Origin of the sequence: Streptomyces sp. CoH27 (assembly GCF_020181035.1) — a bacterium.
GTDB lineage: Bacteria > Actinomycetota > Actinomycetes > Streptomycetales > Streptomycetaceae > Streptomyces > Streptomyces camelliae.
In genome coordinates, this window is sequence record NZ_JAIQYY010000002.1 from 1 (window position 1) to 23,114 (window position 23,114).

The 23,114-nt window shown below is 72.9% G+C and carries 27 protein-coding genes and 1 pseudogene; 16 read left to right on the top strand and 12 right to left on the bottom strand.

The window, feature by feature from the left end:
- Window positions 1–78: 78 nt before the first annotated feature.
- From LE548_RS02785 to LE548_RS02800, 4 genes and pseudogenes are all read right to left on the bottom strand, one after another.
- Window positions 79–219 (bottom strand): annotated as a pseudogene (locus LE548_RS02785) (IS110 family transposase); the annotation flags it as partial.
- 420 nt (window positions 220–639) lie between these two features.
- Window positions 640–1,605 (bottom strand): pirin family protein, encoded by a 966-nt coding sequence (locus LE548_RS02790; protein ID WP_225094981.1) that lies wholly within the window; start codon window positions 1,603–1,605, stop codon window positions 640–642.
- 139 nt (window positions 1,606–1,744) lie between these two features.
- Window positions 1,745–2,179 (bottom strand): OsmC family protein, encoded by a 435-nt coding sequence (locus LE548_RS02795; RefSeq protein WP_225094982.1) that lies wholly within the window; start codon window positions 2,177–2,179, stop codon window positions 1,745–1,747.
- Between the two features lie 30 nt (window positions 2,180–2,209).
- Window positions 2,210–3,625, bottom strand: a complete 1,416-nt coding sequence (locus LE548_RS02800; protein WP_225094983.1) for an FAD-binding oxidoreductase — start codon at window positions 3,623–3,625, stop codon at window positions 2,210–2,212.
- Between the two features lie 155 nt (window positions 3,626–3,780).
- Between LE548_RS02800 and LE548_RS02805 the strand changes: the two genes are divergently transcribed.
- The 5 genes from LE548_RS02805 (at window position 3,781) to LE548_RS02825 (ending at window position 6,425) form a co-directional block, all read left to right on the top strand.
- Window positions 3,781–4,212, top strand: a complete 432-nt coding sequence (locus LE548_RS02805; RefSeq protein WP_225094984.1) for a universal stress protein — start codon at window positions 3,781–3,783, stop codon at window positions 4,210–4,212.
- A gap of 131 nt (window positions 4,213–4,343) precedes the next feature.
- Window positions 4,344–4,832, top strand: a complete 489-nt coding sequence (locus LE548_RS02810) for a MarR family winged helix-turn-helix transcriptional regulator (RefSeq protein WP_225094985.1) — start codon at window positions 4,344–4,346, stop codon at window positions 4,830–4,832.
- Complete coding sequence (locus LE548_RS02815; protein WP_225094986.1) at window positions 4,829–5,287, top strand: MarR family transcriptional regulator; 459 nt, start codon at window positions 4,829–4,831, stop codon at window positions 5,285–5,287. Before LE548_RS02810 ends, LE548_RS02815 begins: the two co-directional genes overlap by 4 nt.
- Window positions 5,288–5,337: 50 nt before the next feature.
- Window positions 5,338–5,685 (top strand): tetratricopeptide repeat protein, encoded by a 348-nt coding sequence (locus LE548_RS02820; RefSeq protein ID WP_225094987.1) that lies wholly within the window; start codon window positions 5,338–5,340, stop codon window positions 5,683–5,685.
- 95 nt (window positions 5,686–5,780) lie between these two features.
- Entirely contained in the window at window positions 5,781–6,425 is a 645-nt protein-coding gene (locus LE548_RS02825) for a peptide deformylase (protein WP_225094988.1), read from the top strand.
- A gap of 35 nt (window positions 6,426–6,460) precedes the next feature.
- On the opposite strand, the gene LE548_RS02830 is transcribed toward LE548_RS02825, so the two are convergent.
- Window positions 6,461–7,891, bottom strand: coding sequence for an NAD(P)/FAD-dependent oxidoreductase (locus LE548_RS02830; protein ID WP_225094989.1), 1,431 nt, complete (start codon window positions 7,889–7,891; stop codon window positions 6,461–6,463).
- 142 nt (window positions 7,892–8,033) lie between these two features.
- On the opposite strand from LE548_RS02830, the gene trxA reads away from it, so the two are divergent.
- Entirely contained in the window at window positions 8,034–8,408 is a 375-nt protein-coding gene (trxA, locus tag LE548_RS02835) for a thioredoxin (RefSeq protein WP_225094990.1), read from the top strand.
- A gap of 42 nt (window positions 8,409–8,450) precedes the next feature.
- On the opposite strand, the gene LE548_RS02840 is transcribed toward trxA, so the two are convergent.
- Together LE548_RS02840 and LE548_RS02845 are read right to left on the bottom strand one after the other, a co-directional pair.
- A complete protein-coding gene (locus LE548_RS02840; RefSeq protein WP_225094991.1) occupies window positions 8,451–9,464 on the bottom strand; it encodes a LacI family DNA-binding transcriptional regulator in 1,014 nt (337 codons plus the stop codon).
- A gap of 414 nt (window positions 9,465–9,878) precedes the next feature.
- On the bottom strand, window positions 9,879–10,562 hold the full coding sequence (locus LE548_RS02845; RefSeq protein ID WP_225094992.1) for a TetR family transcriptional regulator: 684 nt from the start codon (window positions 10,560–10,562) through the stop codon (window positions 9,879–9,881).
- A gap of 100 nt (window positions 10,563–10,662) precedes the next feature.
- Here LE548_RS02845 and LE548_RS02850 point away from each other — a divergent pair, with 100 nt between their 5' ends.
- Complete coding sequence (locus LE548_RS02850; RefSeq protein ID WP_225094993.1) at window positions 10,663–11,226, top strand: NADPH-dependent FMN reductase; 564 nt, start codon at window positions 10,663–10,665, stop codon at window positions 11,224–11,226.
- Window positions 11,227–11,380: 154 nt separating this feature from the next.
- Here LE548_RS02850 and LE548_RS02855 read toward each other — a convergent pair whose 3' ends face one another.
- On the bottom strand, window positions 11,381–12,025 hold the full coding sequence (locus LE548_RS02855; protein ID WP_225094994.1) for a type III effector protein: 645 nt from the start codon (window positions 12,023–12,025) through the stop codon (window positions 11,381–11,383).
- 129 nt (window positions 12,026–12,154) lie between these two features.
- Between LE548_RS02855 and LE548_RS02860 the strand changes: the two genes are divergently transcribed.
- The 3 genes from LE548_RS02860 (at window position 12,155) to LE548_RS02870 (ending at window position 13,586) form a co-directional block, all read left to right on the top strand.
- Entirely contained in the window at window positions 12,155–12,586 is a 432-nt protein-coding gene (locus LE548_RS02860) for an Hsp20/alpha crystallin family protein (RefSeq protein WP_225094995.1), read from the top strand.
- Between the two features lie 100 nt (window positions 12,587–12,686).
- Window positions 12,687–13,082, top strand: a complete 396-nt coding sequence (locus LE548_RS02865; RefSeq protein ID WP_225094996.1) for a DUF2267 domain-containing protein — start codon at window positions 12,687–12,689, stop codon at window positions 13,080–13,082.
- A gap of 66 nt (window positions 13,083–13,148) precedes the next feature.
- Window positions 13,149–13,586: a DUF2267 domain-containing protein gene (locus LE548_RS02870; protein WP_225094997.1), complete on the top strand. Its 438-nt coding sequence runs from the start codon at window positions 13,149–13,151 to the stop codon at window positions 13,584–13,586.
- 266 nt (window positions 13,587–13,852) lie between these two features.
- Here LE548_RS02870 and LE548_RS02875 read toward each other — a convergent pair whose 3' ends face one another.
- Window positions 13,853–14,281 carry a hypothetical protein gene (locus LE548_RS02875; protein ID WP_225094998.1) on the bottom strand — a complete coding sequence of 143 codons (429 nt, stop codon included), beginning with the start codon at window positions 14,279–14,281 and terminating at the stop codon, window positions 13,853–13,855.
- A gap of 56 nt (window positions 14,282–14,337) precedes the next feature.
- Window positions 14,338–15,009 carry a metalloregulator ArsR/SmtB family transcription factor gene (locus tag LE548_RS02880; protein WP_225094999.1) on the bottom strand — a complete coding sequence of 224 codons (672 nt, stop codon included), beginning with the start codon at window positions 15,007–15,009 and terminating at the stop codon, window positions 14,338–14,340.
- Window positions 15,010–15,143: 134 nt separating this feature from the next.
- On the opposite strand from LE548_RS02880, the gene LE548_RS02885 reads away from it, so the two are divergent.
- Both LE548_RS02885 and LE548_RS02890 read left to right on the top strand, forming a co-directional pair.
- The gene (locus tag LE548_RS02885) at window positions 15,144–15,563 is read left to right on the top strand and encodes a hypothetical protein (protein ID WP_225095000.1); all 420 of its coding nucleotides are present in this window, start codon (window positions 15,144–15,146) and stop codon (window positions 15,561–15,563) included.
- A gap of 92 nt (window positions 15,564–15,655) precedes the next feature.
- Entirely contained in the window at window positions 15,656–16,102 is a 447-nt protein-coding gene (locus LE548_RS02890) for a type II toxin-antitoxin system PemK/MazF family toxin (RefSeq protein ID WP_225095001.1), read from the top strand.
- Here the strand turns inward: LE548_RS02890 and LE548_RS02895 are convergent.
- A complete protein-coding gene (locus tag LE548_RS02895; protein WP_225095002.1) occupies window positions 16,087–16,959 on the bottom strand; it encodes a TIGR02452 family protein in 873 nt (290 codons plus the stop codon). The two genes, LE548_RS02890 and LE548_RS02895, sit on opposite strands and share 16 nt — an antisense overlap.
- A 276-nt stretch (window positions 16,960–17,235) precedes the next feature.
- Between LE548_RS02895 and egtA the strand changes: the two genes are divergently transcribed.
- From egtA to egtD, 4 genes are read left to right on the top strand one after another with little or no spacing between them, the layout of a single operon-like run.
- Window positions 17,236–18,579, top strand: coding sequence for an ergothioneine biosynthesis glutamate--cysteine ligase EgtA (gene egtA / locus LE548_RS02900; protein WP_225095003.1), 1,344 nt, complete (start codon window positions 17,236–17,238; stop codon window positions 18,577–18,579).
- Complete coding sequence (egtB, locus tag LE548_RS02905; RefSeq protein ID WP_225095004.1) at window positions 18,576–19,919, top strand: ergothioneine biosynthesis protein EgtB; 1,344 nt, start codon at window positions 18,576–18,578, stop codon at window positions 19,917–19,919. The genes egtA and egtB overlap by 4 nt, the downstream gene beginning before the upstream one ends.
- Window positions 19,919–20,734, top strand: coding sequence for an ergothioneine biosynthesis protein EgtC (gene egtC, locus LE548_RS02910; RefSeq protein WP_225095005.1), 816 nt, complete (start codon window positions 19,919–19,921; stop codon window positions 20,732–20,734). The genes egtB and egtC overlap by 1 nt, the downstream gene beginning before the upstream one ends.
- Entirely contained in the window at window positions 20,731–21,690 is a 960-nt protein-coding gene (gene egtD / locus LE548_RS02915; RefSeq protein ID WP_225095006.1) for an L-histidine N(alpha)-methyltransferase, read from the top strand. The genes egtC and egtD overlap by 4 nt, the downstream gene beginning before the upstream one ends.
- 33 nt (window positions 21,691–21,723) lie before the next feature.
- Here the strand turns inward: egtD and LE548_RS02920 are convergent, their stop codons facing one another.
- Window positions 21,724–22,977, bottom strand: coding sequence for an extracellular solute-binding protein (locus tag LE548_RS02920; RefSeq protein WP_225095007.1), 1,254 nt, complete (start codon window positions 22,975–22,977; stop codon window positions 21,724–21,726).
- Between the last annotated feature and the right edge of the window lie 137 nt (window positions 22,978–23,114).

Here is a 23,114-nt window from a genome sequence, read left to right on the forward strand (position 1 = left end):
CAATGCCCCTCCCCCAGTACGCAGTGAGATCGAGAGAAGCAGCATCACTCCTCTGATCAGATTCCACGTAACTGATAGGTAGCGGGAGGCGGCGAGCGGGTTGATCGCGAAGACCTTGCGGTTGCCGGTGCGCAGGGCGGCCACGAGCAGGCCGCGGCTGGTTTCGATGGCCACGGGTATGGGGGTCTCCGGGCTGTCGCCATGTTCGGCCGACAGGTCCTAAGCGTCCGGGCTGACGGTTGCCTGTTCAGGCGCGGCGGGCCACGTTGCGCGCGCTGCGTTTGTGGAGTTCTCATAACCGGGGCTGCGGTCAGCAAGGTTCCGAAGAGAGCAGGGATCCGAGCTCGCTGAGGGCAGGGCGATCCGCTGACGACTCGTGACGCAAGTTCGAGAGCGCAGAGGTGAGTGGGATGTGGGAAGTGCGAGCGGACTCCCGAGAGCCACCTGACTACTTGTCAGCAAAGTCAGCATTGGGTCAGCATCAGTCCGACCAAAACTGACTACGGCTGGCGAAACTTGCATTTCAAGGTGGAGTGGAACGGGTGGCGTAAAGGGGGTTTGCTCAAGTGGTCGAAGAGAACTGGGCGGGGTGCGCTTCACCTCGCCCAGCTATGAGCGCGTCGGTACGAAAATCCCAGCTCAGCGCACTCGACCCCGCGCCTTCAGTGGCACCGCCGGCAGCTCCGGTGCAGGCAGCTGGTCTCCGTCATACCCCTTCACTTCCCCAAATCGCGACCCGCTCATCCACTCCTCCCGGGCCTGTTTGATATCGTCCTGGGTGCGTCCGATGAAGTTCCACCACATGACCAGTTCCTCTTCGAACGGCTCGCCGCCGAGCAGCATGAGGCCGGCGTCGGACTCCGCGCGCAGCGGCAGCTCGCGGCGGCCGCAGCCGAGGTAGAGCATCGAGCCCGGCAGCACCGGCACGCCGTCGACGTGCACCTCGCCGGACATCGCGAGCACGCCGTACTCGAAGTCCGGTACGAGCGGCAGCCGTACGTCGGCGCCGCGGGCGAGGGCAAGGTCGGCGCCGACGATCGGGGTGTACGTCGTACCCGGGGAGGCCGAGCCGTCGAGGTCGCCGAGTATCACGGTCGCCGTGAGACCGGGCGCCGTGACCGTCGGCAGCTCCGCGTGATACTCGAACGCCGGGTCGGTGTACCGGTGCGCGTCGGGCAGCGCGACCCACAGCTGCGCGCCGTGGAGGTAGCGCGCGTGCGACTTCGGGCTCTCCTCCGAGTGGCTGATTGCACGGCCCGAGGTCATGAGCCCGAGTTCGCGGGGGCGGATCGTGCGGAGGCTGCCGGTCGAGTCGCGGTGCAGCACTTCGCCCTCGTGCAGCCAGCTGACGGTCTGCAGGCCCATGTGCGGGTGCGGGGGTACCTGCATGCCGGGCTCGTCGGCGATGTCATCGGGGCCGTAGTGGTCGACGAATGCCCAGGCGCCGATCATGCGCCGGCCGAGGTTCGGCAGCAGCCGGCGCACTTCGGTGGATTCCCCGAGCTGTACGTGTCGCGGGCTCAGCAGCTCGCGGACGGGTTCGGCGACGACGAATCCGCGGCCGCCGCACACGCTCGGTACGGGCGCGCGGTCAAGGTTGCTCATGCGGCACAACCTAGCGGGGGCGGGGGCGGCGGCGCGCCCGGAACGGCGGCCCGGTCCGTGTCTTCAGCCGGTCGAGCAGTCCGGTGAGTTCCACCCGGATCCCGGGTGCCTCGGGACCGGATCGCAGCAGGCGCAGGTGTCAGGCCTGCTCCACCGTCGCCGTCACCGGTGTTCCCGTCTCCACCGTGCGGCTGACCGTGCAGAGGCGGTCGTGGGAGGTCTTCACCGCCCGGGGCAGGATCGCGCGGGCCCGTTCGGCGCCCTCGCCGTCGGGGAACGTGACGTGGAAGGTGACGGCGAGGTCCGTGAGGCGGTTGCCGAGGTCGTCGTCGACCTTCGTACCCCGCACGTCGACGGTGAAGGCGGTGGGCTCCGCGTGCCGGCCGGTCGCGATGTCCACGTCCACCGCCGTGCAGCCGCCGAGTGCCGCCAGCAGCAGCTCGACCGGGGTGAACTCGGTGTCACCCGCGGCGCCGGTGCCGAAGGAGATCGTGCCGCCGCGGGTGTTCGTCGCCGTGAAGTGGCCGGTGCTGGTGCGCTCCACGGTGACGGTGCGCAGGGAGTTGTCGGTCATACCGGCGACCTTAACTCGGCAGGGGCCGCGTCACCGGCCGAGCACTTTGCCCGGGTTGAGCAGGCCGTGGGGGTCGAGGGCGTCCTTGACCGCCCGGTTGAGGGCCATGACCTCCGGGCCCAGCTCGGCGCGCAGCCCCTCCCGCTTGAGCAGGCCGACCCCGTGCTCCCCGGTGACCGTGCCGCCGAGCGCCAGGGCCTCGGTGATGATCTCGCGGAAGGCGGCCTGCGCCCGTTCCCGCGCCGCCTCGTCGCCGGGCGGGGTGATCAGCAGGGGGTGCAGATTGCCGTCCCCGGCGTGGGCGATGTTGGCGATGAGCGTGTCGTACCGCTCGGCGAGGGCGTGGATGCGGCCGAGCATCTCCGGGACGGCGGACTTCGGTACGCAGATGTCCTCGGTGAGCACGGGGCCGAGCCGTTCCAGGGCCGGGTAGGCGAGCCGGCGCGCCTCGAACAGCGCGTCCGCCTCCTGCGGGTCGGTGGAGCGGGCCGCCCAGGTGGCACCCGCGTCCTCGAAACAGCGCAGGACGGTCTCGGCCTCCTCCTCGCCCGCCTTCCCGGGCGCGTCGGTGCGGCCGAGCAGGACGACGTCCGCGTCGGCGGACAGCCCCATCTGCTTCCACGCGTCGACGGCCTCCAGGCAGTACCGGTCGATGAGTTCCAGCGCGGAGGGGGTCACTCCGGCGGCGGCCACCGCGGCGACCGCGCGGCCCGCGTCCACGACGGACGAGAAGTACCCGGCCACCGTGTGCTCCGGCGGGCGGCCGGGCCGCAGCCGGAGCGTCACCTCGGTGATCACGCCGAGGGTGCCCTCGGACCCGACCATCAGGCCGGTGAGGTCGTAGCCCGCGACGCCCTTGGCGGTACGGCGGCCGACCCGGACGAGTTCCCCGGTGCCGGTGACGAACTGCAGGCCCAGCACGTAGTCGCGGGTGACGCCGTACTTCACACAGCAGATTCCGCCCGCGTTCGTGGCCACGTTGCCGCCGATGGTGGACCAGCGGGCGCTGGCCGGATCCGGCGGGTACCACAGGCCGTGCGCGGCGCAGGCGGTGCGCAGGTCCTCGTTGACGACGCCGGGTTCGACGACCGCGAGCCGCTCCAGCGGGTCGATGCGTTTGACGGCCGTCATGGCCTCGGTGGACAGCACCACCGCCCCGTCGACGGCGTTCGCGCCGCCGGACAGCCCGGTGCCGGCCCCGCGCGGCACCACCGGGGCCGCGTGGTCGAGGCAGGCGAGGACGACCGCGCGCACCTCCTCGGCGGTGCGTGGCCGCACCAGTGCCGCGGGCCGTCCGTGGGGCGCCCATTCCGCCTCGTCGTGCGCGTACCCCGCCAGCAGGGCGGGGTCGGTGACGACGCGTCCCCCGGGCAGGTCGCGGTGGAGGCGTTCGATCAGTGCGGGGTCCGGGGCGTCCGGCGCGCGATCCGGGAGGGCGTGGGGCATGGCAGCACCGTAATCCGGTCCGTCCCGCGGCGGTCGGTGAACGGGACGATCTCGGCGCGGAACCCGGGAAGTCCGCCGACCTCACGGATGTTGCAGCCGGTGGCGCCGGGTGCCGGCGTCGCTCGTCAGCTCGCTGAGCAAGAGGAAGAAGAGCCATGTTCCAGCGCATCCTGGTCGCCGTCGATTCCGGTCCCGCCCGTCACTCCGCCGTACGGCTGGCGGGCGAGCTGGCCCGGCTGGCCGGTTCCGAGGTCCGGGTCCTGCATGTCATCGCGTCCGCCGCCACGCTCGCCACGGTCGTCCCGTTGGAGGACGACGCCGAGGGCAGGGCCGTGCTCGACGAGGCCGTGGCGGCCCTGGGCGACCTGGACGTCAAGGCCGACGGCGCGCTGGTCCGCGGCCTGACCACCCAGGTCGCCACCACGATCGCCGAGTCGGCCGCGGAGTTCGGCGCCGACCTCATCGTGCTGAGCCCCCATCACCGGGGCGCCGTGGAAGCCCTGTTCACCCCGCGGGTCAGCGACGCCGTCGCGCACACGAGCCGCACGCCGGTCCTGCTGGCGCCGGAGGACGAGCACCTGGCCTGAGGCCGGGCCGTCTGCCGGGGCGGGCTCGGCGCTCGCCCCGGCAGACGGCACCCGCAAACGCGGACCACGGCCGGGGCGGACCGCCATCAAAACAGTAGCCATGTACATAGTAGCCATGTACTGTATCTGCCATGAGCAACGGTTCCGAAGGAGCCACGCCCGGCTTCCTGGTGTGGCGGCTGTCGATGAAGTGGCGGGTCGCGGTGGACCGCGCGGTGGCCCCGCTGGGGCTGACACACGCGCAGTACGCGCTGCTGGCCTCGCTGTACGGCATGCACCGCACCGGACTGCGGCCCAGCCAGCGCCGGCTCGCCGACCAGATCGGGCTGGAGGCGCTCTACGTCTCCAAGCTGGCCCGCGGCCTGGAGTCGGCCGGCCTTCTCGAACGCACCCGGGATCCGGCCGACCCGCGCGCCGTCCAGCTGGCGCTCACCGAGCAGGGACGCGAGGTCACCGCGAAGGCGATCGGCGTCGTCCAGGGGCTGCTGCGGCAGCTGCTGGCCCCGCTCGGCGGACTCGACAGCCCGCGCACGCGGGAGTTCACCCGCGAGCTCACAACCCTGCTCGACGCACCGCTTGACCCGTTCGGCACCACCGATCACGAGACGGAGCAGCCATGACCACCACCACCGCACCCCGCGTCGACCCCCGCGTCATCGCCCTCGCCCACTACGCGGGCCGGGCGATCCTGGAGCGCGTCCTCGTCCGGCACGGCATCGACTTCCTGCAGTCCGTCACGCTCCGGCTGACGGTCGTGGCCGACGGCCCGGTCGAGCGGGCCGGCCTCGTCGCCGACGTCGTCGGCGCGGTGAAGGTCGCCGAGGCCGACGCCCACCGCGCGATCGACGCGCTGACGGCCGCCAGGCTGGTGTCGGCCGAGGAGCCGTCCCAGGTGCGCGTCACGGACGCCGGACGGGAGCTGTACGCCACGACCTCCGCCGCGACCGCCCCGATCACCGCCCGGATCTACGCGGGCATCTCCGAGGAGGACCGGGCCGTGGCCGGGCGCGTCCTGGCCTTGATCACGGAGCGGGCCGACGCGGAGCTGGCCGCTCTGAGCACACGGAACAGTTAGTGGAATATTGAACAACTGCGGTCCGTTGTGGCCTCCGAAGGAGGTCGACAGTGGAGACGACGTACTACGACCACGGCACGCCGGCCGAGCGCTGGGAGCGCGCGCAGCAGTTCTTCGACGCCAAGGACTACGCGGGTGCGGCACGGGTGCTGACCGGGCTGGTCGAGGAGGTGCCGGAGCAGACCGGACCCCGGCTGCTGCTGGCCCGCGCCTACTACCACTCGGCCCAACTGCGCCGCGCCGAAGCCGAGCTGCGAGTCATCGTGGAACGCGACCCGGTGGAGCACTACGCCCGGCTGCTGCTGGGCCGCACCCTCGAACGGCAGGCCCGGCACGAGGAGGCACAAGCGCACCTGCGGATCGCCTCGGCGCTCGCGGGCGACTTCCCGCAGGACTGAACGGCACAGGATGGGCCCGGTTCCCGTACGGGGACCGGGCCCTCGGCACGACCGCCCGCGCCGGGGGCGGCGGGCGGGCATGGCATCCTGGCGCGATGGCACCCTCCCCTGATCACGCGCCGCTCGCCGAGCGGGTCGAGGAACTCCTCGCCGCCGGCGGCCCCTTGCCCATCGTCGCCGCCGGACAGCCGGTACTGCGGCGCGGCACCGAGCCGTACGACGGCCAGCTCGGCCCCGCCCTGCTGGCGCGCTTCATCGAGGCCCTGCGCGACACCATGCACGCCGCGCCCGGCGTGGGCCTCGCCGCGCCGCAGGTCGGCGTGCCCCTGCGGATCGCGGTCATGGAGGACCCGGCGCCGGTGCCCGAGGAGATCGCCGTGACCCGGGGCCGGGTGCCCCAGCCGTTCCGGGTCCTGGTCAACCCGGTGTACGAGCCCGTCGGCAGCGCGCGTGCCGCGTTCTTCGAGGGCTGCCTGAGCGTGCCGGGCTGGCAGGCGGTGGTGGCCCGGCACGCGGAGGTACGGCTGCGCGGCCTGGACGAGCGGGGCCGCGCGCTGGACGAGGTGGTCACCGGGTGGCCCGCCCGTATCGTCCAGCACGAGACGGACCACCTCGACGGCATGCTCTACCTGGACCGCGCCGAACTGAGGTCGCTGTCCACCAACGAGGCCGTGGCGGCACTGTGGGCCCAGCCGACGCCGGAGACGGCGGCCGCGGCCCTCGGCTTCGAGCTGCCGTAACCGCCCCGAGCGCCCTGACTGCCGTACATCCGCGGTCAGTTGTCCCGGTACGCCTCCAGCAGCCGCAGCCACACCTCGCTCAGCGTCGGGTACGACGGGACGGCGTGCCACAGCCGGCCGACCGGGACGCGGCCGGCGACGGCGACGGTCGCGGAGTGGATGAGTTCACCGACGCCGGGGCCGACGAAGGTGACGCCGCGCAGGATCTCCTCCTCCAGGTCCACGACCATCCGGGCGCGGCCCTTGTAGCCGTCGGCGTACAGGCCCGCGCCTGCGACCGAGGAGAACTCGACGTCCACGGCGCGGACGCGGTGCCCGGCCTGTTCCGCCTCGGCGAGGGAGAGACCGACGGCGGCGGCCTCCGGGTCGGTGAAGACGACCTGGGGTACGGCGTGATGGTCGGCGGTGGCGGCGTGCGCGCCCCAGGGCTCCTCCGGCGGGGTGCCGCCGGCGGCGCGGGCCGCGATGGCGGCGCCGGCGATACGGGCCTGGTACTTGCCCTGGTGGGTGAGCAGGGCACGGTGGTTGACGTCGCCGACGGCGTACAGCCAGTCGGTGCCGGTGACGCGCAGGCTGTCGTCCACATCCAGCCAGGAGCCGGGTTCCAGGGCGACGGTGTCCAGGCCGATGTCGTCGGTGTGCGGGACGCGGCCGGTGGCGAAGAGGATCTCGTCGGCCTCCAGCCGGTCGCCGGCGGCCGTGACGGCGACGACCGTGCCGTTCTGGCGGGTGACGGACTCCACCGACGTACCGGTGCGGACGTCCGCGCCCGCCTCGGTGAGTGCCTCGGCGACGAGTTCCCCGGCGAACGGCTCCATCCGGTTCAGCAGCCCCTTGCCCCGGACGAGGAGGGTGACCTGGGAGCCGAAGGCCTGCCAGGCGGTGGCCATCTCGGTGGCGACGACACCGCCGCCGACGACGATCAGCCGGGCGGGGGCCGCCTTGGCGCTGGTCGCCTCGCGGCTGGTCCACGGCTGCACCTCGGCCAGGCCCGGCAGATCGGGCAGCTGGGCGCGGGTGCCGGTCGCGACGGCGACGGCGTGCCGGGCGGTGAGGGTGGTGACCGTGCCGTCGGGGGCGGTCACGGTGACCGTACGGGGGCCGGCAAGCCGGCCGTGGCCGCGGTACAGGTCGGCGCCGATGCCCTCCACCCAGGCGACCTGGCCGTCGTCCTTCCAGTGGGAGGTGTACTCGTCCCGGCGGGCGAGGACCGCCGGGGTGTCGAGCGGGCCCTGGACCGCCGGGGCCAGGCCGGGCAGGCGGCGGGCGTCCGCCTGGGCGATCACCGGCCGCAGCAGGGCCTTGCTGGGCATGCACGCCCAGTACGAGCACTCGCCGCCTACCAGCTCGCTCTCCACGACCGCGGTGGTGAGGCCGGCCGCGCGCGTGCGGTCGGCGACGTTCTCCCCCACGGGCCCGGCCCCGAGCACCACGACGTCGTACGCGATGGATTCCGTTTCCGTCATGGGGTCAGTCTGGTGGGTGGTGTGCGCGGCGGCCACACGGGTACGTGCGCGGAACACAGGCGTGCGCGGGTGGAATAGGCGGTCCGACGGCCGTGTTTCCGCCGACGGCACACCCCCACACCGGGAAGTAGGGATTCACACCATGAGCAGCACCGTGGAGCTGACCAAGGAGAACTTCGACCAGACGGTCACCGAGAACGAGTTCGTTCTCATCGACTTCTGGGCGTCCTGGTGCGGGCCGTGCCGGCAGTTCGCGCCGGTCTACGAGAAGGCCGCCGAGGCCAACCCCGACCTGGTCTTCGGCAAGGTGGACACCGAGGCCCAGCCGGAGCTGGCGGCGGCCTTCGAGATCCGGTCGATCCCGACGCTGATGATCGTGCGCGACAAGATCGCCGTGTACTCCCAGCCGGGTGCCCTGCCCGAGGCCGCGCTGACGGACATCATCGGGCAGGCCCGGAACCTGGACATGGACGAGGTCCGCAAGAGCGTCGCCGCCCAGCAGGGCGGGGCGCAGTAACGCGGCGGCGGCGCCACGGGCCGGGGGCCTCGGCCGGACGGGTCAGCTGGACTCGCGCCGGATCACCGAGGCCCCCAGCACTGCGTGCACCTCCGGCTCACCGCCGGGGTCGCGCACCGCGCGGTCGACCAGTTCGGCGAGGTCACGGCCCGAGGGCAGCTCGATGTGGACCGTGCTGAGCCGGGGCCGCAGCAGCCTCCCCAGCATCAGGTCGTCGGCGCCGATCACGGCCATGTCCTCGGGGATGCGCAGTCCCTCGTCCTGCAGGGCCCGCATCAGCAGCATCGCGTACTCGTCGTTGTAGGCGAAGACCGCGTCGAGATTCAACTCCCGGCAGTGAACGGCGAGTTGAGCGGCTGCCTGCTCGGTGTAGGCCAGCGGCAGCTCCGTGACGGCCACGTCCGTGCCGTGTACGGCCTCGCGCACGCCGGCGAGCCGGGGCCGGGAGTAGGCCTCCAGGCCGGGCTCCTCGGGCACCACGACACCGATCCGGCGCCGGCCGGCGGCGTGGAGGTGGGCGCCCGCGCAACGGCCGACCGCGTCGTGGTCCATCAGCAGGGCGTGTGCGCCGTCGACGCGCACGGGGCCGAGGGTGACCACGGCCCGGGCGCCGGAGCGCTTGAGCACCGCCACGCCCCGCGGCCCCAGTTCGGCGCCGGGTACCAGGACGGCGACGGGCCGCAGCTCGGCCCAGGCGCGGGCGGCCTCGTCGCCGTGCAGGCCGACCGTGCCGTACTGCACGACGGTGTAGTCCAGGCGGCCGAGTGCCTGCTGGAGTTCGTCGAGGAACCGGCTGTACAGGGGGCCGACCGGGACCGCGGGGGCGGGCATGAGGACCATACGGCTGTGTCCGGCGCGCAGGCTGCGGGCGGCGGCGTGGGGCACGTACCCCAGTTCCCGCGCGGCCTCGTGGACGCGCCGGCGCGTCGGTTCGCTGATCCGGACGGCGCTGGTGTTGTTGAGGACATAGGACACGGTCGCGCGCGAGACTCCGGCCAGGCGGGCGACGTCGGCGCTCGTGGGCGTGTTCGGTATCTGCACCATGACAGACCGCATCTTGGCAGAGGGGCGGGGGCGGGAAGCGGGCGGGGCAAGCTGGTTCACCGTTCGACGAAAACGGGTTCGCGGGCGGGCGCGGAGGGCATCGTCACCGCCGCCGTCGCGACCCTGTGCGCGGAAGGGCCGCGCACGTGACCATGCGGCGCCCCGCACAGGAGCTCGACACCGGCCCGGCCTCGCGGTACGTGTACGTCCGCGACACCGGCGAACCGCTCGGCGCGCCCGCTGCTCTCCGCCGCCCGACCCGCCTGCCCGGGTGTGCCGTTCGCCGAAGCGGACCTGACGGGGGCGGACCGTCGGCTTCCGGTGAGCGCGGCGGTGGCCGGCGAAGGGATGCTGCCTGCCGCGCCTGCGGGCCGGCCCGTCCGCGACGCGATGCCCGCCACGGCACCCGGCGCCGGCGGCCGGTCCTCAGCGGAGCGGCTCCGTGCCGGTCACCCGGGCGACCAGGTCGATCCAGCCGGCCTCCAGCCGCGCCATGGGCATCCCGCACTGCCGGGTCCGGTAGTGGATCAGGGCCGGGTCGAGCGAGGCCAGCAGTGTCTGGGCCAGCAGTTCGCAGTCGGCGTCCGGCACGATCTGCCGCAGCAGCATCGTGACGTGCATGCGCCGCGCCCCCATCGCCGGATGGGAGAAACGGCGGGTGGGCTCCGGCTGGGCGGCCAGCTGGAGGTCGAGCTGCTCGGCCGACCGGTACAGCACCGCCACGCCGAAGGCCCGGAGCCGGTCCACCGGCGGCGCTCCGGGGCCCAGCGGCGGGGGCCCGCCCATGAAGTCGGCCTGGAGCCGCCGGTCCGCGTGGTCGAGCAGGGCCATCAGCAGCCCCGTACGGTCGCCGAAGCGGCGGAACACGGTGCCCTTGCCCACCTTGGCCGCCGCGGCCACGGCCTCCATGGTGACGCCGGCCACCCCGTGCTCGGCGATCAGCCGGGCGGCGGCCTCCAGCAGCGCGGCCCGGTTGCGGGCCGCGTCGGCGCGCAGGCACGGCTCCTCCGAGGAGGGGGGTGCGACCTGCAGCAGCTCAGGCGCGTCGAGGGGCTCCTCGGGCATGGGGAAGGGCGGCAGCGCGGCGGACATGAACCCAGCGTAAAGCATCGGGAAGAAAACTGGACCGTGGTCCGGTTAGGGTGGTACACACTTAAACGGACCCCGGTCCGGATCGTAACAGCGATGTTTCAGCCCCTTGGAGTTCCCCATGTCTGTTCGCATCCTCGCGCTCGTCGGCAGCCTCCGCGCCGGTTCGCACAACCGCCAGCTCGCCGAGGCGGCCGTCAAGCTCGCTCCCGAGGGCGCCGAGGTCGTGCTCTTCGAGGGCCTGGCCGAGATCCCGTTCTACAACGAGGACATCGACACCGAGGGCAGCGTCCCGGCCACCGCCGCGAAGCTGCGTGAGGCCGCCCAGGCCTCCGACGCCTTCCTGCTGTTCTCGCCCGAGTACAACGGCACCATCCCGGCCGTCCTGAAGAACGCCATCGACTGGCTGTCCCGCCCGTACGGCGCCGGCGCCTTCGGCGGCAAGCCCGTCGCCGTGGTCGGCACCGCCTACGGCCAGTACGGCGGCGTGTGGGCGCAGGACGAGGCCCGCAAGGCCGTGGGCATCGCCGGCGGCAAGGTGGTCGAGGACATCAAGCTGTCCATCCCGGGCTCCGTGGTCCGCTTCGCGGAGACCCACCCGGTGGACGACGCCGAGGTCGCCGCCCAGCTGACCGAGGTCGTCGCCCGTCTGCACGGCAACGTGGGCGAGACCGCGGCCGCCTGAGCCGCAGCCACCCCGTGAAGGGGCCGGAGCTCCGCTCCGGCCCCTTTCCGTGTCGGCCGGGCCTCGGTCGCACCGAGGCCCGAGCGGCTCACGCGCCGCACGACCTGCCCATCCGGGCGCAGCCCTACGAGCCCTGCCGCTGTGCGAGATCCAGTCAGTCGGGGGCCGCCGGGTTCGTCAGGGCATCGAGCTGGGCGGCGAGGTCGGGGTGGTCGGGGGTGAGGTGGGGTCGGGTGGCGTTGAGGGGGTGGATGAGGACGGCGGGGTCGTCGTGGGCGAGGGCCGCGTGGAGCTGGCTGAGCGGCTTGCGGGCCACGGTGGGCAGGTCGGTGAGGGCGGTGATCTGGCCGGCGATGCGGCGCAGGTCGGCGGCGTTGCGGCGGGCCCAGGCGGCGGTGGTGCGTTCGGCGGCGCGGCGTTCACGGGTGGCTTGGACGCGTTGTTCGCCGGTGGTTCCTGCGGGGCCGGGACGGCCGCGCAGGTAGCGGCGTTCGGCGGCCTGGCGGCTGGCGACGCCGAGGGGGTGGGCGAGGTCGGCCCAGCTGGCACCCGCCTGGCGGGCGGTTTCGATCAGGCCCGTTTCCCATCCGGCGAGCTGCTCGCGTACCTGCCGCAGCAGCAGAAGAGAGGCCAGCGCCTGTTCCGGGCCGACGTCATGGGTCTCGGCCGTGCCGGGGACCTCGTGCCGGGCTGCATGCAGGGCGTCGTCTATGGCGTGCAGGGCTGCCGCGGCGGCGAGGAACGACGCCGGGCCTTGTGTGTCGGCGCTGGACGGTGCCGGCTGGTCGGCCGGGGTCATGGGCACCTCCCTCAGGTAGTCGTCCTTTGGACGACACCATGTTTGTCATCCATTGGATGACATGTTACAACGGTTTCAGTGAGGCGCATTGGCAGCAACTGCCTGAACCCTTCCTGGAGGTGTTTTCCGATGTTGATGCGCACTGACCCCTTCCGTGAGCTGGACCGGCTGGCACAGCAGCTGCTCGGCCCGGGCACCTGGTCGCGGCCGTCCCCGATGCCGATGGATGCCTACCGCGAGGGCGACCAGTACGTGGTGGCCTTCGACATCCCCGGCGTCAGCACGGACGCGATCGACATCGACGTCGAACGGAACATGCTGACCGTCAAGGCCGAACGCCGGCCCGCGACGAAGGCCGACGACGTGCAGATGGAGCTGTCGGAACGGCCGCTGGGCGTCTTCTCCCGCCAGATCGTGCTCGCCGACACGCTGGACACCGAGCACATCCAGGCCGACTACGACGCAGGCGTGCTCACCCTGCGTATCCCGATCACCGAGCGCGCCAAGCCCCGCAAGATCGCGATCGGCGGCGGATCCGACCGCAAGGAGATCTCCGGCTGAGCCGGACAGACGAGGGCTGAACAGCGGCGGAGGACGGGTACCTGATCTCCCCCTCTCCCGTCCTCCGCGCCCCGTGTACCTGAGCAAGGGGGCGGCCGACGTGACTGTGCGACGCGAAGCGTTCCTCGGCCATGTGAAGGAACGCGGCGAGTACGACACCCTGAAGGAAGCCGAACGCGCGGCCCGCGTGGTGCTCGCCCTGCTGGGCGCACACCTGATCGGCGAGGTACGCGCCCGGCTTGCGGCGCGCCTGCCGGAGGACTTCGCCCTGATCCTCCTCAACCCGCTGCAGAGCGCCGAGCCGCTGCCCCCGGAGCGGTTCGTGCGCGCGACTGCGGCCTGGATCGAAGGGGCCACGGAACAGACCGCCGCCTGGGACGTCAGCGCCGTCCTGTCCACGGTCGCCGACGCAGCCGGCGACGGCCTCCTCAAAGAGATCCTGCTCCAGCTCCCCGCGGGCTACGACCTCCTCTTCGGCCGCCCCCAGCCCGCCTGACCACCCACCCCCTGGTGACCGCACACCGGCCACCACGACCCCGGAGACAGAAAGGCAACCACCACCGTGACGTCCGACCGGCACGCGTCGCTCCAGCACTCCTACGGCAGGGCGTACGAGCAGATGCTGGAAAAGGTCCGCTACGACGGCGCCTACCCCACCCGCGAGAAGGCAGAGGAAGCCGTCCGCCTCGTCCTCGCCGGACTGGGGCGCCAGCTGACCGGCGACGAACGCGTCGAACTGGCCGCCCGGCTGCCCCTGGAGGCCGCACGTATCCTGACCGCGCAGATCCCCGACACCCAGCCGCTGGGTGGCTGGGCCTTCGTCAAGGACCTCGCCGCCCGCACCGGTGCCTCCCTGGCCACCACCCGCTGGGACACCGGATCCGTCTTCTCCGCCGTCGCGGCCTACGCCGGCCCCGACCTCATCACCCGCATCCTGCACCAGCTCCCCTCCGGCTACGCGCTGCTGTTCGGCCACGCCGAACTCACCCGAGCCGCATAGGCGCGCCGCGCCTTTCGGGCGCCACAGCATGCCGGTGACCATGACGCGTGCACGAGCGGCGAAGACCGCACAGCGCGTCACGGTCACCGGCATCATGCTGACGCGACCAGGGCACAGCGTGGTCCGTCACCGGCCCTGAGCGAGCCGACGCTGGAAGCACCTCTCCTTCGCACTCCGAGGACCGCGAACAGGCACTCGGGGCGAGTCCCGCGCGCCGTGCAAGCAGGTCGGCTCCCTCCCGGATCCGCCGCCCGAAGGGCGGCGCGTCACACCGTGAGCAGTGCGATGCCCAGGCCGGTCAGGGCGGCCACCTTGAGGAGTTCCAGTGCCACGTACCACAGGTGGCTGCGGGAGCGGGGCATGTCCTCCCCGGCGAGGACGCGGTCGGAGCGGCGGTTGAGGACGGGCCGGACGGCGGCCAGTTGCGCGAGCAGCAGCACCGCTACGGCCGCGGTCAGCCCGATGACCCGGGCCGGGGCACCGCCCGCGGCGGCCGCGGCGATCACCACGACCGCCAGGACGGCCTCGACGGCGTTCAGCGCCCGGAAGACCAGTCGGCCTATGCCCAGTCCGACGGGAATGGTGACGCCCGGCGCGCGGAACTTCAGCGGGGCCTCCAAGAAGGAGATCGCCAGGACCATCCCGAGCCAGACGAAGGTGACGGCACCGGCGAGGGCGGCGGACGTGGCGTTCATGTGCAGGGGGCCTTTCTCCGCCGGGGCCGGCGGCCAGGGGGAGTTCGTCGCTGGCGTCAGGCAGCGGTGGCGCCGGCCAAGTGGGCGACACAGGAGTCTGGTTCGGCGAAGGGCTCCAGGCCGGTGGCGGTCAGGGGCGCGTCCAGGCGGGCCAACGCGCCCTGCATCAGACCGAGATGGAGCGGGCAGACCAACCGGCCGTGCTCCTCGGCGAGTTCCAGGAAGGGACAGTGCCGCAGCCGGATCCGCCGCGGCGGCGCGCCAGGTGTCGGCTCCTCTTCCGCAGTTGGCGCGAAGCCCAGCTCGTCGAGCAGGGCGAGAAGCGCGGCCACCGAGCGCTCGGCCGTCGGCCGCTCGAACGGGGGCGGCGGATCGACCAGGTATCCGCCCCAGGCGCGGCCGGTCTCCATCGCCTCCGCGCGCGCCTCGGCCGGATCGGCGGCCGCCCACCGGCTGAGCAGGACGCGGGCGAGGAGCCGGTAGTCCCGGGTGCCGCCGCGGTCCATGCCGGGACGCGCGGTGTAGACGGTACGGGGCCGGCCGGGTCCCGGGGACCGCTCGGTACGGCGCTCGACCAGACCCTCGGCCACCAGGGAATCCAGATGGAACCGGACCGTGTTGGGGTGGACGCCCAGCCGCCGTGCCGCCTCTGCGACACCGAGCGGCGAGGGTGCGGCGCGCAGCGCGTCCAGCACCGCCAGGCGCCGTGAGCTCTCCCGTGGGGTCACCGCTGGACACCCCTCTCCGCCTGCGTCCATTTTTCACGAATCCTACATGTATAAATTGTAGAGTGAGGAGAGGGCCCTGTTGACCTAGGTTCAGCAGGAGCAGCGGAAGACTTGAGCGTCGAGGGGAACAGCAGATGACGTCGCCGTCCGCGAGGAGCACCGGGCCGGCCGGCACCACGGCGGCCGAGCCGCGTGTCCTGTGCGACACCCGGACCCTGGCCGAGACCCCGCCGCTGCCCGGCGGGGTGCTGTGGAAGCTCGCCGAGAGCGCCCGGCAGCTCGACGCCAACGTGGTCCGGATCGCTCCGGGCGACCGGATCACGACGCACACCGAGACACAACTGGACGTGCTGGTCCTGGTCATGGCCGGGGACGGCGCGCTCGGCGCGGGCCCCGCCGGGACACTGCTGCCGCTCACCGAGGGCGCCCTGGTATGGCTGCCGCGCGGCGCCACGCGCAGTATCAGCGCCGGTGCGGCCGGGCTCACCTACCTGACCGTGCATCAACGCCGCCCGGGCATGCAGATCAGTACCATGACCAGCACCAGCGCCTGAACCGGTCTTCCGCCCCGCTACGGCCGCATCCGCACAACACCCGCACAGCGGGCGCCCCTTGCCCCAGGCCGCCCGGCCGCTAGGGTGCCCCCGTGAGCACGTTTACCGAAGAGAACGTCCCCGGCCGGTACGGCCCCCACGCCACCACCGAGGCCGACCCGCGCGAGGTCGGCCGGGTGCGCACCGAGTACTCCCCGGCCCACGACGGCGACCCCGACCCCGGCGAGATCGCGTGGACCTGGGTGCCCTTCGAGGAGAACGACGGCCGGGGCAAGGACCGCCCGGTGCTGGTCGTCGCCCGCGAGACGGCGGGCACCTTCCTCGCCGTACAGCTGACCAGCAAGCGGCACGACGGCGACCGGGACTACGTGGCGATCGGCAGCGGGCCGTGGGACCGCTCCGACCGGGACTCCTGGGTGGACGTGGACCGCGTGCTGCGCCTGCACGAGGAGGGCATGCGCCGCGAGGCCTGCGCGCTGGACCGGATGCGGTTCGACCTGGTCCGCCGGCGCCTGCACGAGCGCTACGGCTGGACCTGAGCCCCGCTCGCCTCGGGAAACGCCCGGGCGAACGCCTCCCGCACCACCGCTCCCGGCGTCCGGTCCAGCACCCCGAACACGACGTGGTCGAAGGTCCGGGCGAACCGGCCGCCGGGGCCGAGCAGTGCCCGGAAGGCGCCCGCGACCTGTGCCGGGTCGTTCTGGAACACCCCGCATCCCCAGGCGCCGAGCACCAGCCGGCGGTAGCCGTGCACGGCGGCCGTCTCCAGCACCCGCTCGGCGCGGAGCGCCAGGGCTTCCGGCAGGCCGGCGGCGCGCTCCGGCGCCGTACGCCGCACGACGCCCGCGTTGGGGGCGGCCGCGGTCAGGAAGCCCGCCGCGTACGGCTCGGCCAGCAGCAGGCCGCGGTCGTCGCGGAAGACCGGGACGGCCGGCGAGTGGATGACCCGGTCCGTGTAGAACGCGTCGCGGTCGGCGCGGTGGTGGTCGTAGAAGGCGCGGGCCGTGACCAGGCAGGTGTACAGCGCGGAGGCGCGGCACAGGGCCTCCTCCTGGGCCTGCGCGCCGTTGAGGTAGCCGCCGCCCGGATTCCGGGCCGAGGCGAAGTTCAGCACGGCGGCCGGTGCGCCGGCCAGCCGGCGGGCGGCCTCCAGGCTGCTCTCGCCGGTGACCTCGACAACAGTGCCCTCGGCGACGGAGCCATCGGCCCCACCCGATTGCCGTACGGAAACCAGTTCCGGTACGGGAACCGGTTCCGGTCCGAACATCCGCGTCCCCGCCCGCGCGGCCTCGATCTGCGCCGCCAGCAAGACTTCCCGGCCGTCCGGCGCGCGGTACCGGCCCGCGGCCACGATCTTTTCGGTCTCCGCGGCGATCCCGCGCAGGCGTGCGCTCACGGCGCCACCCCCGTGGACGCCCTGGTCACCGCCCGTGCGGTCTCCCCCGTCGTGCTCATGTACGCATCGTGGGTGATGCTGGGCTTACGCCGCAACGGAGTTTCTCGGCTCGCGACGCCCCGGAGAACGCGTACGGAAACGGAGGTGACCGAACCGGAACGTCCGGTAGGGCGCCCTTGTGCGAACCGGCTCAAGGGTCTTGGGTGGAACGGATGCCGACCCGGCCCCCTGACAAACCGGGCCGCTGGCATGGTGGAATCTCAGGAGGATCCCGACATGTCCGACTCGAAGAGCGACGGCGGCGACTGTACCGACCACCGCGCCGCCGTCACCGAGGCCGAGGTGGAGGCCCTGGTCAAGGGCATCTGCTTCAAGACCGGGCCGCCTCGCGCGCTCGGTGTCGAACTGGAGTGGCTGGTCCACGATGTGGACGCCCCCCAGGTCCCCGTAACACTCGAACGGCTCGAAGCGGCCTACGCCGCCCTGCGCGCCGTACCGCTGCGCTCGCCGCTCACCGTCGAGCCCGGCGGCCAGCTGGAGCTCAGTTCGCCGCCCGCCGCCTCCCTGATGGAGTGCATCCGCACCGTCTCGGCCGACCTGGACACCGTGCGCGGCGTCCTCGCCGAGGACGGGCTCACCCTCGTCGGCATCGGCCACGATCCCTGGCACACCCCGCGCCGGTTCCTGCACGAGCCGCGCTACGACGCCATGGAGATCTGCCTGGACCGCACCGGTCCGGCCGGCCGCCGCATGATGTGCGCCTCCGCCTCCGTGCAGGTCTGCGTGGACGCCGGGCACGAGGAGCCCGGCCCGCTCGGGCATGTGCGGCGCTGGTGGCTGGCGCATCACCTGGGCGCGGTCCTGGTGGCCGCGTTCGCCAACTCCCCGCTGATCGGCCGGGAGCCCACGGGCTGGGTGTCCACCCGGCAGCTGCTGTGGACGGAGATCGGCGCCGACCGGGCGGGCGCTCCCCCGCTGGACGACGGTCCGCGGACCGCCTGGGCCCGGCATGTGCTGGACTCACCGGTGATGTGCGTCCGCCAGGACAGCGGGCCGTGGGAGGTGCCCGAAGGGCTCACCTTCCGGGAGTGGACCCGCTCCGGGTCGCCCCGGCCGCCCACCCGGGCGGACCTGGACTATCACCTGACCACGCTGTTCCCGCCGGTCCGACCGCGCGGCCATCTGGAGCTGCGCATGATCGACGCACAGCCCGGCGAGGACGGCTGGATCGTGCCGCTCGCGGTGACGGCGGCGCTGTTCGACGACCTGGAGGCCGCCGAGACGGCGTACCGGACCGTGAAACCGCTCGCGGAACGCGCCCGGGACCGGCCGGCCCCGCACAACCCGCTCTGGACCGACGCGGCGCGCCACGGGCTCGCCGATCCGGAGCTGCGCGAGGCCGCCGCCGTGTGTTTCGCGGCGGCGCTCGGGGCGCTGCCCCGGCTCGGGGCCACCACCGAGGTCACCGACGCGGTGGCCGCATACCTCGACCGTTACGTCGCCCGGGGCCGCTGCCCGGCCGACGACCTGCTGGACCTGCGGCGCGACATGGGCGCGTCCCGGTCCGGCCGCACCGGGGGCACCCCCGCCGACCGTCGGAGGAAGGACATCCGCACATGACCGCCCCCGAGACCGAGACCGAGACCGCGGTGAGCGAGCGGGACACCGAGGCGCTGCGCAAGCGCGCGCTCGCCTCGCTGCTCACCGCCCGTGCCCGCACCACGCTGCTGACCAGCTGCGTCGAGGACCCGGACCTCACCGCCCAGCACTCCCCGCTGATGTCGCCGCTCGTGTGGGACCTCGCACACATCGGCAACCAGGAGGAGCTGTGGCTGCTGCGGGCGGTCGGCGGCCTGGAGGCGATGCGGCCCGAGATCGACGGCCTGTACGACGCCTTCGAGCACCCGCGCTCCGCGCGTCCCTCGCTGCCGCTGCTGCCGCCCGCCGAGGCTCGGCAGTACGCGGCCGAGGTACGCGGCCGGGTGCTGGACCTGCTGGCGGGCGCCGACTTCCACGGCTCGCGGCTGACCGAGGCCGCCTTCGCCTTCGGAATGATCGCCCAGCACGAGCAGCAGCACGACGAGACGATGCTGATCACCCATCAGCTCAGAAAGGGACCGCGGGCGCTGACCGCCCCCGGTCCCGAGCCGGCGCCGCTGTTCACCGGTCCGGCCGAAGTCCTCGTGCCCGGCGGCCCGTTCACGATGGGCACCTCCGGCGAGCCGTGGGCGCTGGACAACGAACGCCCCGCACACGTCAGAGAGGTGGCGCCGTTCTGGATCGACACCACCCCGGTGACGAACGCGGCGTACCAGGCGTTCATCGAGGACGGCGGTTACGACACCGAACGCTGGTGGACGCCGGAGGGCTGGGCGCACATCCGGCAGCACTCCCTCACGGCCCCGCTGTTCTGGCACCGGGAGGGCGGGCAGTGGCTGCGCCGCCGGTTCGGGGTCACCGAGCCGGTCGTACCGGACGAGCCGGTGCTGCACGTGTGCTGGTACGAGGCCGACGCCTACGCCCGCTGGGCCGGACGGCGGCTGCCCACCGAGGCGGAGTGGGAGAAGGCCGCCCGTCACGACCCGGCCACCGGCCGCTCCCGGCGCTATCCCTGGGGCGACGCGGACCCGGCGCCGCACCACGCCAACCTTGGCCAGCGGCATCTCGGTCCCGCACCCGCCGGCAGCTACCCGGCCGGTGAATCCCCGCTCGGTGTACGGCAGTTGATCGGGGACGTGTGGGAGTGGACGGCGAGCGACTTCCTGCCGTACCCCGGGTTCCAGGCGTTCCCGTACAAGGAGTATTCGGAGGTGTTCTTCGGCCCCGAGTACAAGGTCCTGCGCGGCGGTTCGTTCGCGGTGGACCCGGTGGCCTGCCGGGGGACGTTCCGCAACTGGGACTATCCGATCCGGCGGCAGATCTTCTCCGGGTTCCGTACGGCCCGCACGGCGGCCGCCTGATGTGCCGTCACATCGCCTATCTGGGGCCGGAGACACCGCTGGGCCGGATCCTCATGGAGCCTGTGCACAGCCTGGTGCACCAGTCCTGGGCGCCCGAGCGGCAGGCGTCCGGGACGGTCAACGCCGATGGTTTCGGGGTGGGCTGGTACGCCCCGGGGGATCCCGTCCCGGCGCGCTACCGGCGGGCCGGGCCCATCTGGGCGGACCTGTCCTTCGCCGATCTGGCCCGGGTGGTGCGCTCCGGCGCCGTGCTCGCCGCCGTACGGGACGCGACGCTCGCGGGCGCGGACGCCGAGGCCGCCGCGGCGCCCTTCACCGCCGGGCGGTGGCTGTTCAGTCACAACGGGGCCGTCGCGGGCTGGCCGGACTCGGCCGCTCCGCTGATGTCCGCCCTGCCCCCGGTCGAGCTGCTGACGCTGGAGGCCCGTACCGACTCGGCGTTCGTCTGGGCGCTGGTCCTGCACCGGCTGCGCGCGGGCGACGACCCCGGCCAGGCCTTGGGCGAGACGGTTCGCCGGCTGGCCGGGGCGGCCCCCGCCTCCCGGCTCAATCTGCTGCTGACCGATGGCGTCACGATCGCCGCCACCGCCTGGGGCGACAGCCTCTGGTACCGCACGGAGCCCGGCCTGAGCACGGTCGTCGCCTCCGAGCCCTACGACGACGACCCGCTCTGGCAGGAGGTCCCCGACCGCACCGTGCTCACCGCGAGCCGCGCCGGCGTGCTGCTCGCCCCGCCGGCCGAACCGGCGTCCTCCCCCACTCTCGACTCCGCTCGTGCGGGGGGACCCCCATCATCGAAGGAGCCCTGTACGTGAGCCCCCTGCACGTCACCCGCACCCTCCCCGAGGACGCGACGGACGCCGCGCTGCGCGCCGACGTCCTGCACGGCCTCACCGATCACCCCAAGTGGCTGCCGCCGAAGTGGTTCTACGACGCCCAGGGCAGTGAACTCTTCGAGCAGATCACCGAGTTGCCCGAGTACTACCCGACGCGGGCCGAGCGGGAGATCCTGCTCGCCCGGTCCGGCGAGATAGCCGCGGCGAGCGGCGCCCGCACCCTGGTCGAGCTGGGCTCGGGCTCCTCGGAGAAGACCCGCCATCTGCTCGACGCGCTCACGCCCGCGGCGTACGTCCCGGTCGACGTCAGCGAGAGCGCCCTCACCCAGGCCGGGCAGGCCCTCGTCGAGGAGCGCCCCGGCCTCGAAGTCCACGCGCTGATCGCCGACTTCACCGCCCCGCTGACCCTGCCGGCCACTCCGGGACCCCGGCTGCTGGCGTTCCTCGGCGGCACGATCGGCAATCTGCTGCCGGACGAGCGGGCGAAGTTCCTGGCCTCCGTGCGCGGGCTGCTCGGGCCGGGCGACGGGCTGCTGCTCGGCACCGACCTCGTCAAGGACGAGCGGGTGCTGGTGCGGGCCTACGACGACGCGGCCGGGGTGACGGCCGCGTTCAACAAGAACGTGCTGGCCGTCGTCGACCGGGAACTGGGCGCCGACTTCGACCCGGACACCTTCGACCACGTGGCCCTGTGGGACGCCGAGCGGGAGTGGATCGAGATGCGGCTGCGCTCCCGTACCGCGCAGACCGTGAAGGTGCCCGCGCTGGACCTGGCCGTGGACTTCGCGGCGGGCGAGGAGCTGCGCACCGAGGTGTCGGCCAAGTTCCGCCGGGACGGAATCACCAGCGAACTCGCCGATGCAGGGCTGGAGTTGACGCACTGGTGGACCGATTCGGAGGGCCGGTTCGCGCTGTCGCTGTGCATGGCCCAGTGAAGCTGAGCATGGCCCGGTGAAGCGGAGGCGGGATCAGAGGCTGGGGGTCAGCTCCTCGGTGATCCTGCGGGAGGCGCGGCGGGCCTCGGTCGCCGGGTCCGCGCCGCGGAGCACCCGGGTCATGTACTCCTTGATCGGGTTGTCGGCCTCGACGTCGGCCCACTGAGGGGTGCTGGGGGTCGCCCGCCCGTGCGCCGCGCCCGCGGCCATGGCGGCGACCCCCTCCTCGCCCGCGACCGCGCCCGTCAGCGTGGTCTTGTTGGGCACGTAGTTCATGGTGCGGGCGAGTTCGGTGTCCCACGTGGCGCCGGTGAGCGCGCCGACGACGGCGGTCGCCGCGAACTGGTCCCTTGTGTTCTGCGGGACGACGAGGTCGGAGCCGCCGGTGAACACGGTGCCGGGCCGGGCGGCGGTCTTCCCGGGCACCGGGAAGAAGCCCAGTTTCCCCTTCAGGTCCGGGTTCTGCCGGACGATCGACTGGGCGAGCCCGGGTACGGCGACGATCTGCGCGACCTGGCCACCGGCGAACACCCCGGCCTGGGGCGGGTGTTCCTCGTCGGCGCCCACGGGGCCCCGGCCGAGGGCCTGGAGCCGGCGGTAGAAGTCCATGCCGCGCAACGCGGCCGGGGTGTCCAGAGTGCCCTTCCAGTCGTAGTCCTTCTGCACGGCGAGGTCGCCGCCCTCGTCCCAGATGAAGCCGGAGAGCGTGTACCAGTCCTGTCCGGCGAGGTAAATGCCCTGGTTGCCACCGGAGTTGAGCTTCTCGGTGTCGGCGAGCCACTCGTCGCGGGTCTTCGGCGGGCCGCTGATGCCGGCCGCCTCGAACAGGTCCTTGCGGTAGATGACGACGCGGTTGGCCGCGTACCAGGGGATGCCGTACTGCGCGTTGCCGTCCTTGCCGGGCTCGGCGAGGCCGGGCAGCCACTGGTCCTGGCCCCAGTCGCGCATCGACTCCAGGGTGAGATCGGCGAGCCGGCCGCCGTCGGCGTACAGCGGCACCTGGGTGTTGCCGACCTCGATGACGTCGGGTCCGTCGCCGGAGGTGTCCTTGAGCGCCGCGCGGACCTTCTCGACGATGCCGGTCCACTGCTGGATGCGGATGTCGAGGCGCAGGTCCTGGTGGGTGCGCTCGAAGTCCCCGGTGAAGCGCCGGAGGAACTCCTCGGAGGCGCTGTCCTTCATCAGCCACACGGTGACGGTCTTGCGCCCGTGCCCGCCCGGGAGCATCCCGCAGGCGCTCACGAGGCAGCCGGTGGCACAGACGAGGGCGAGCAGACGACGTCTCACGAGGGGTCCTGTTCTGTCTGGCAAGGGTGCGGACAGGCGTGGGGGCCCGACGTGGGGGGACGGGCGGTGGCGCTCGTACGGGTGTGCTGGATTTTGGTATGGACCAATGCGGAGGTCAAGGGCGGGGCCATGGGCTA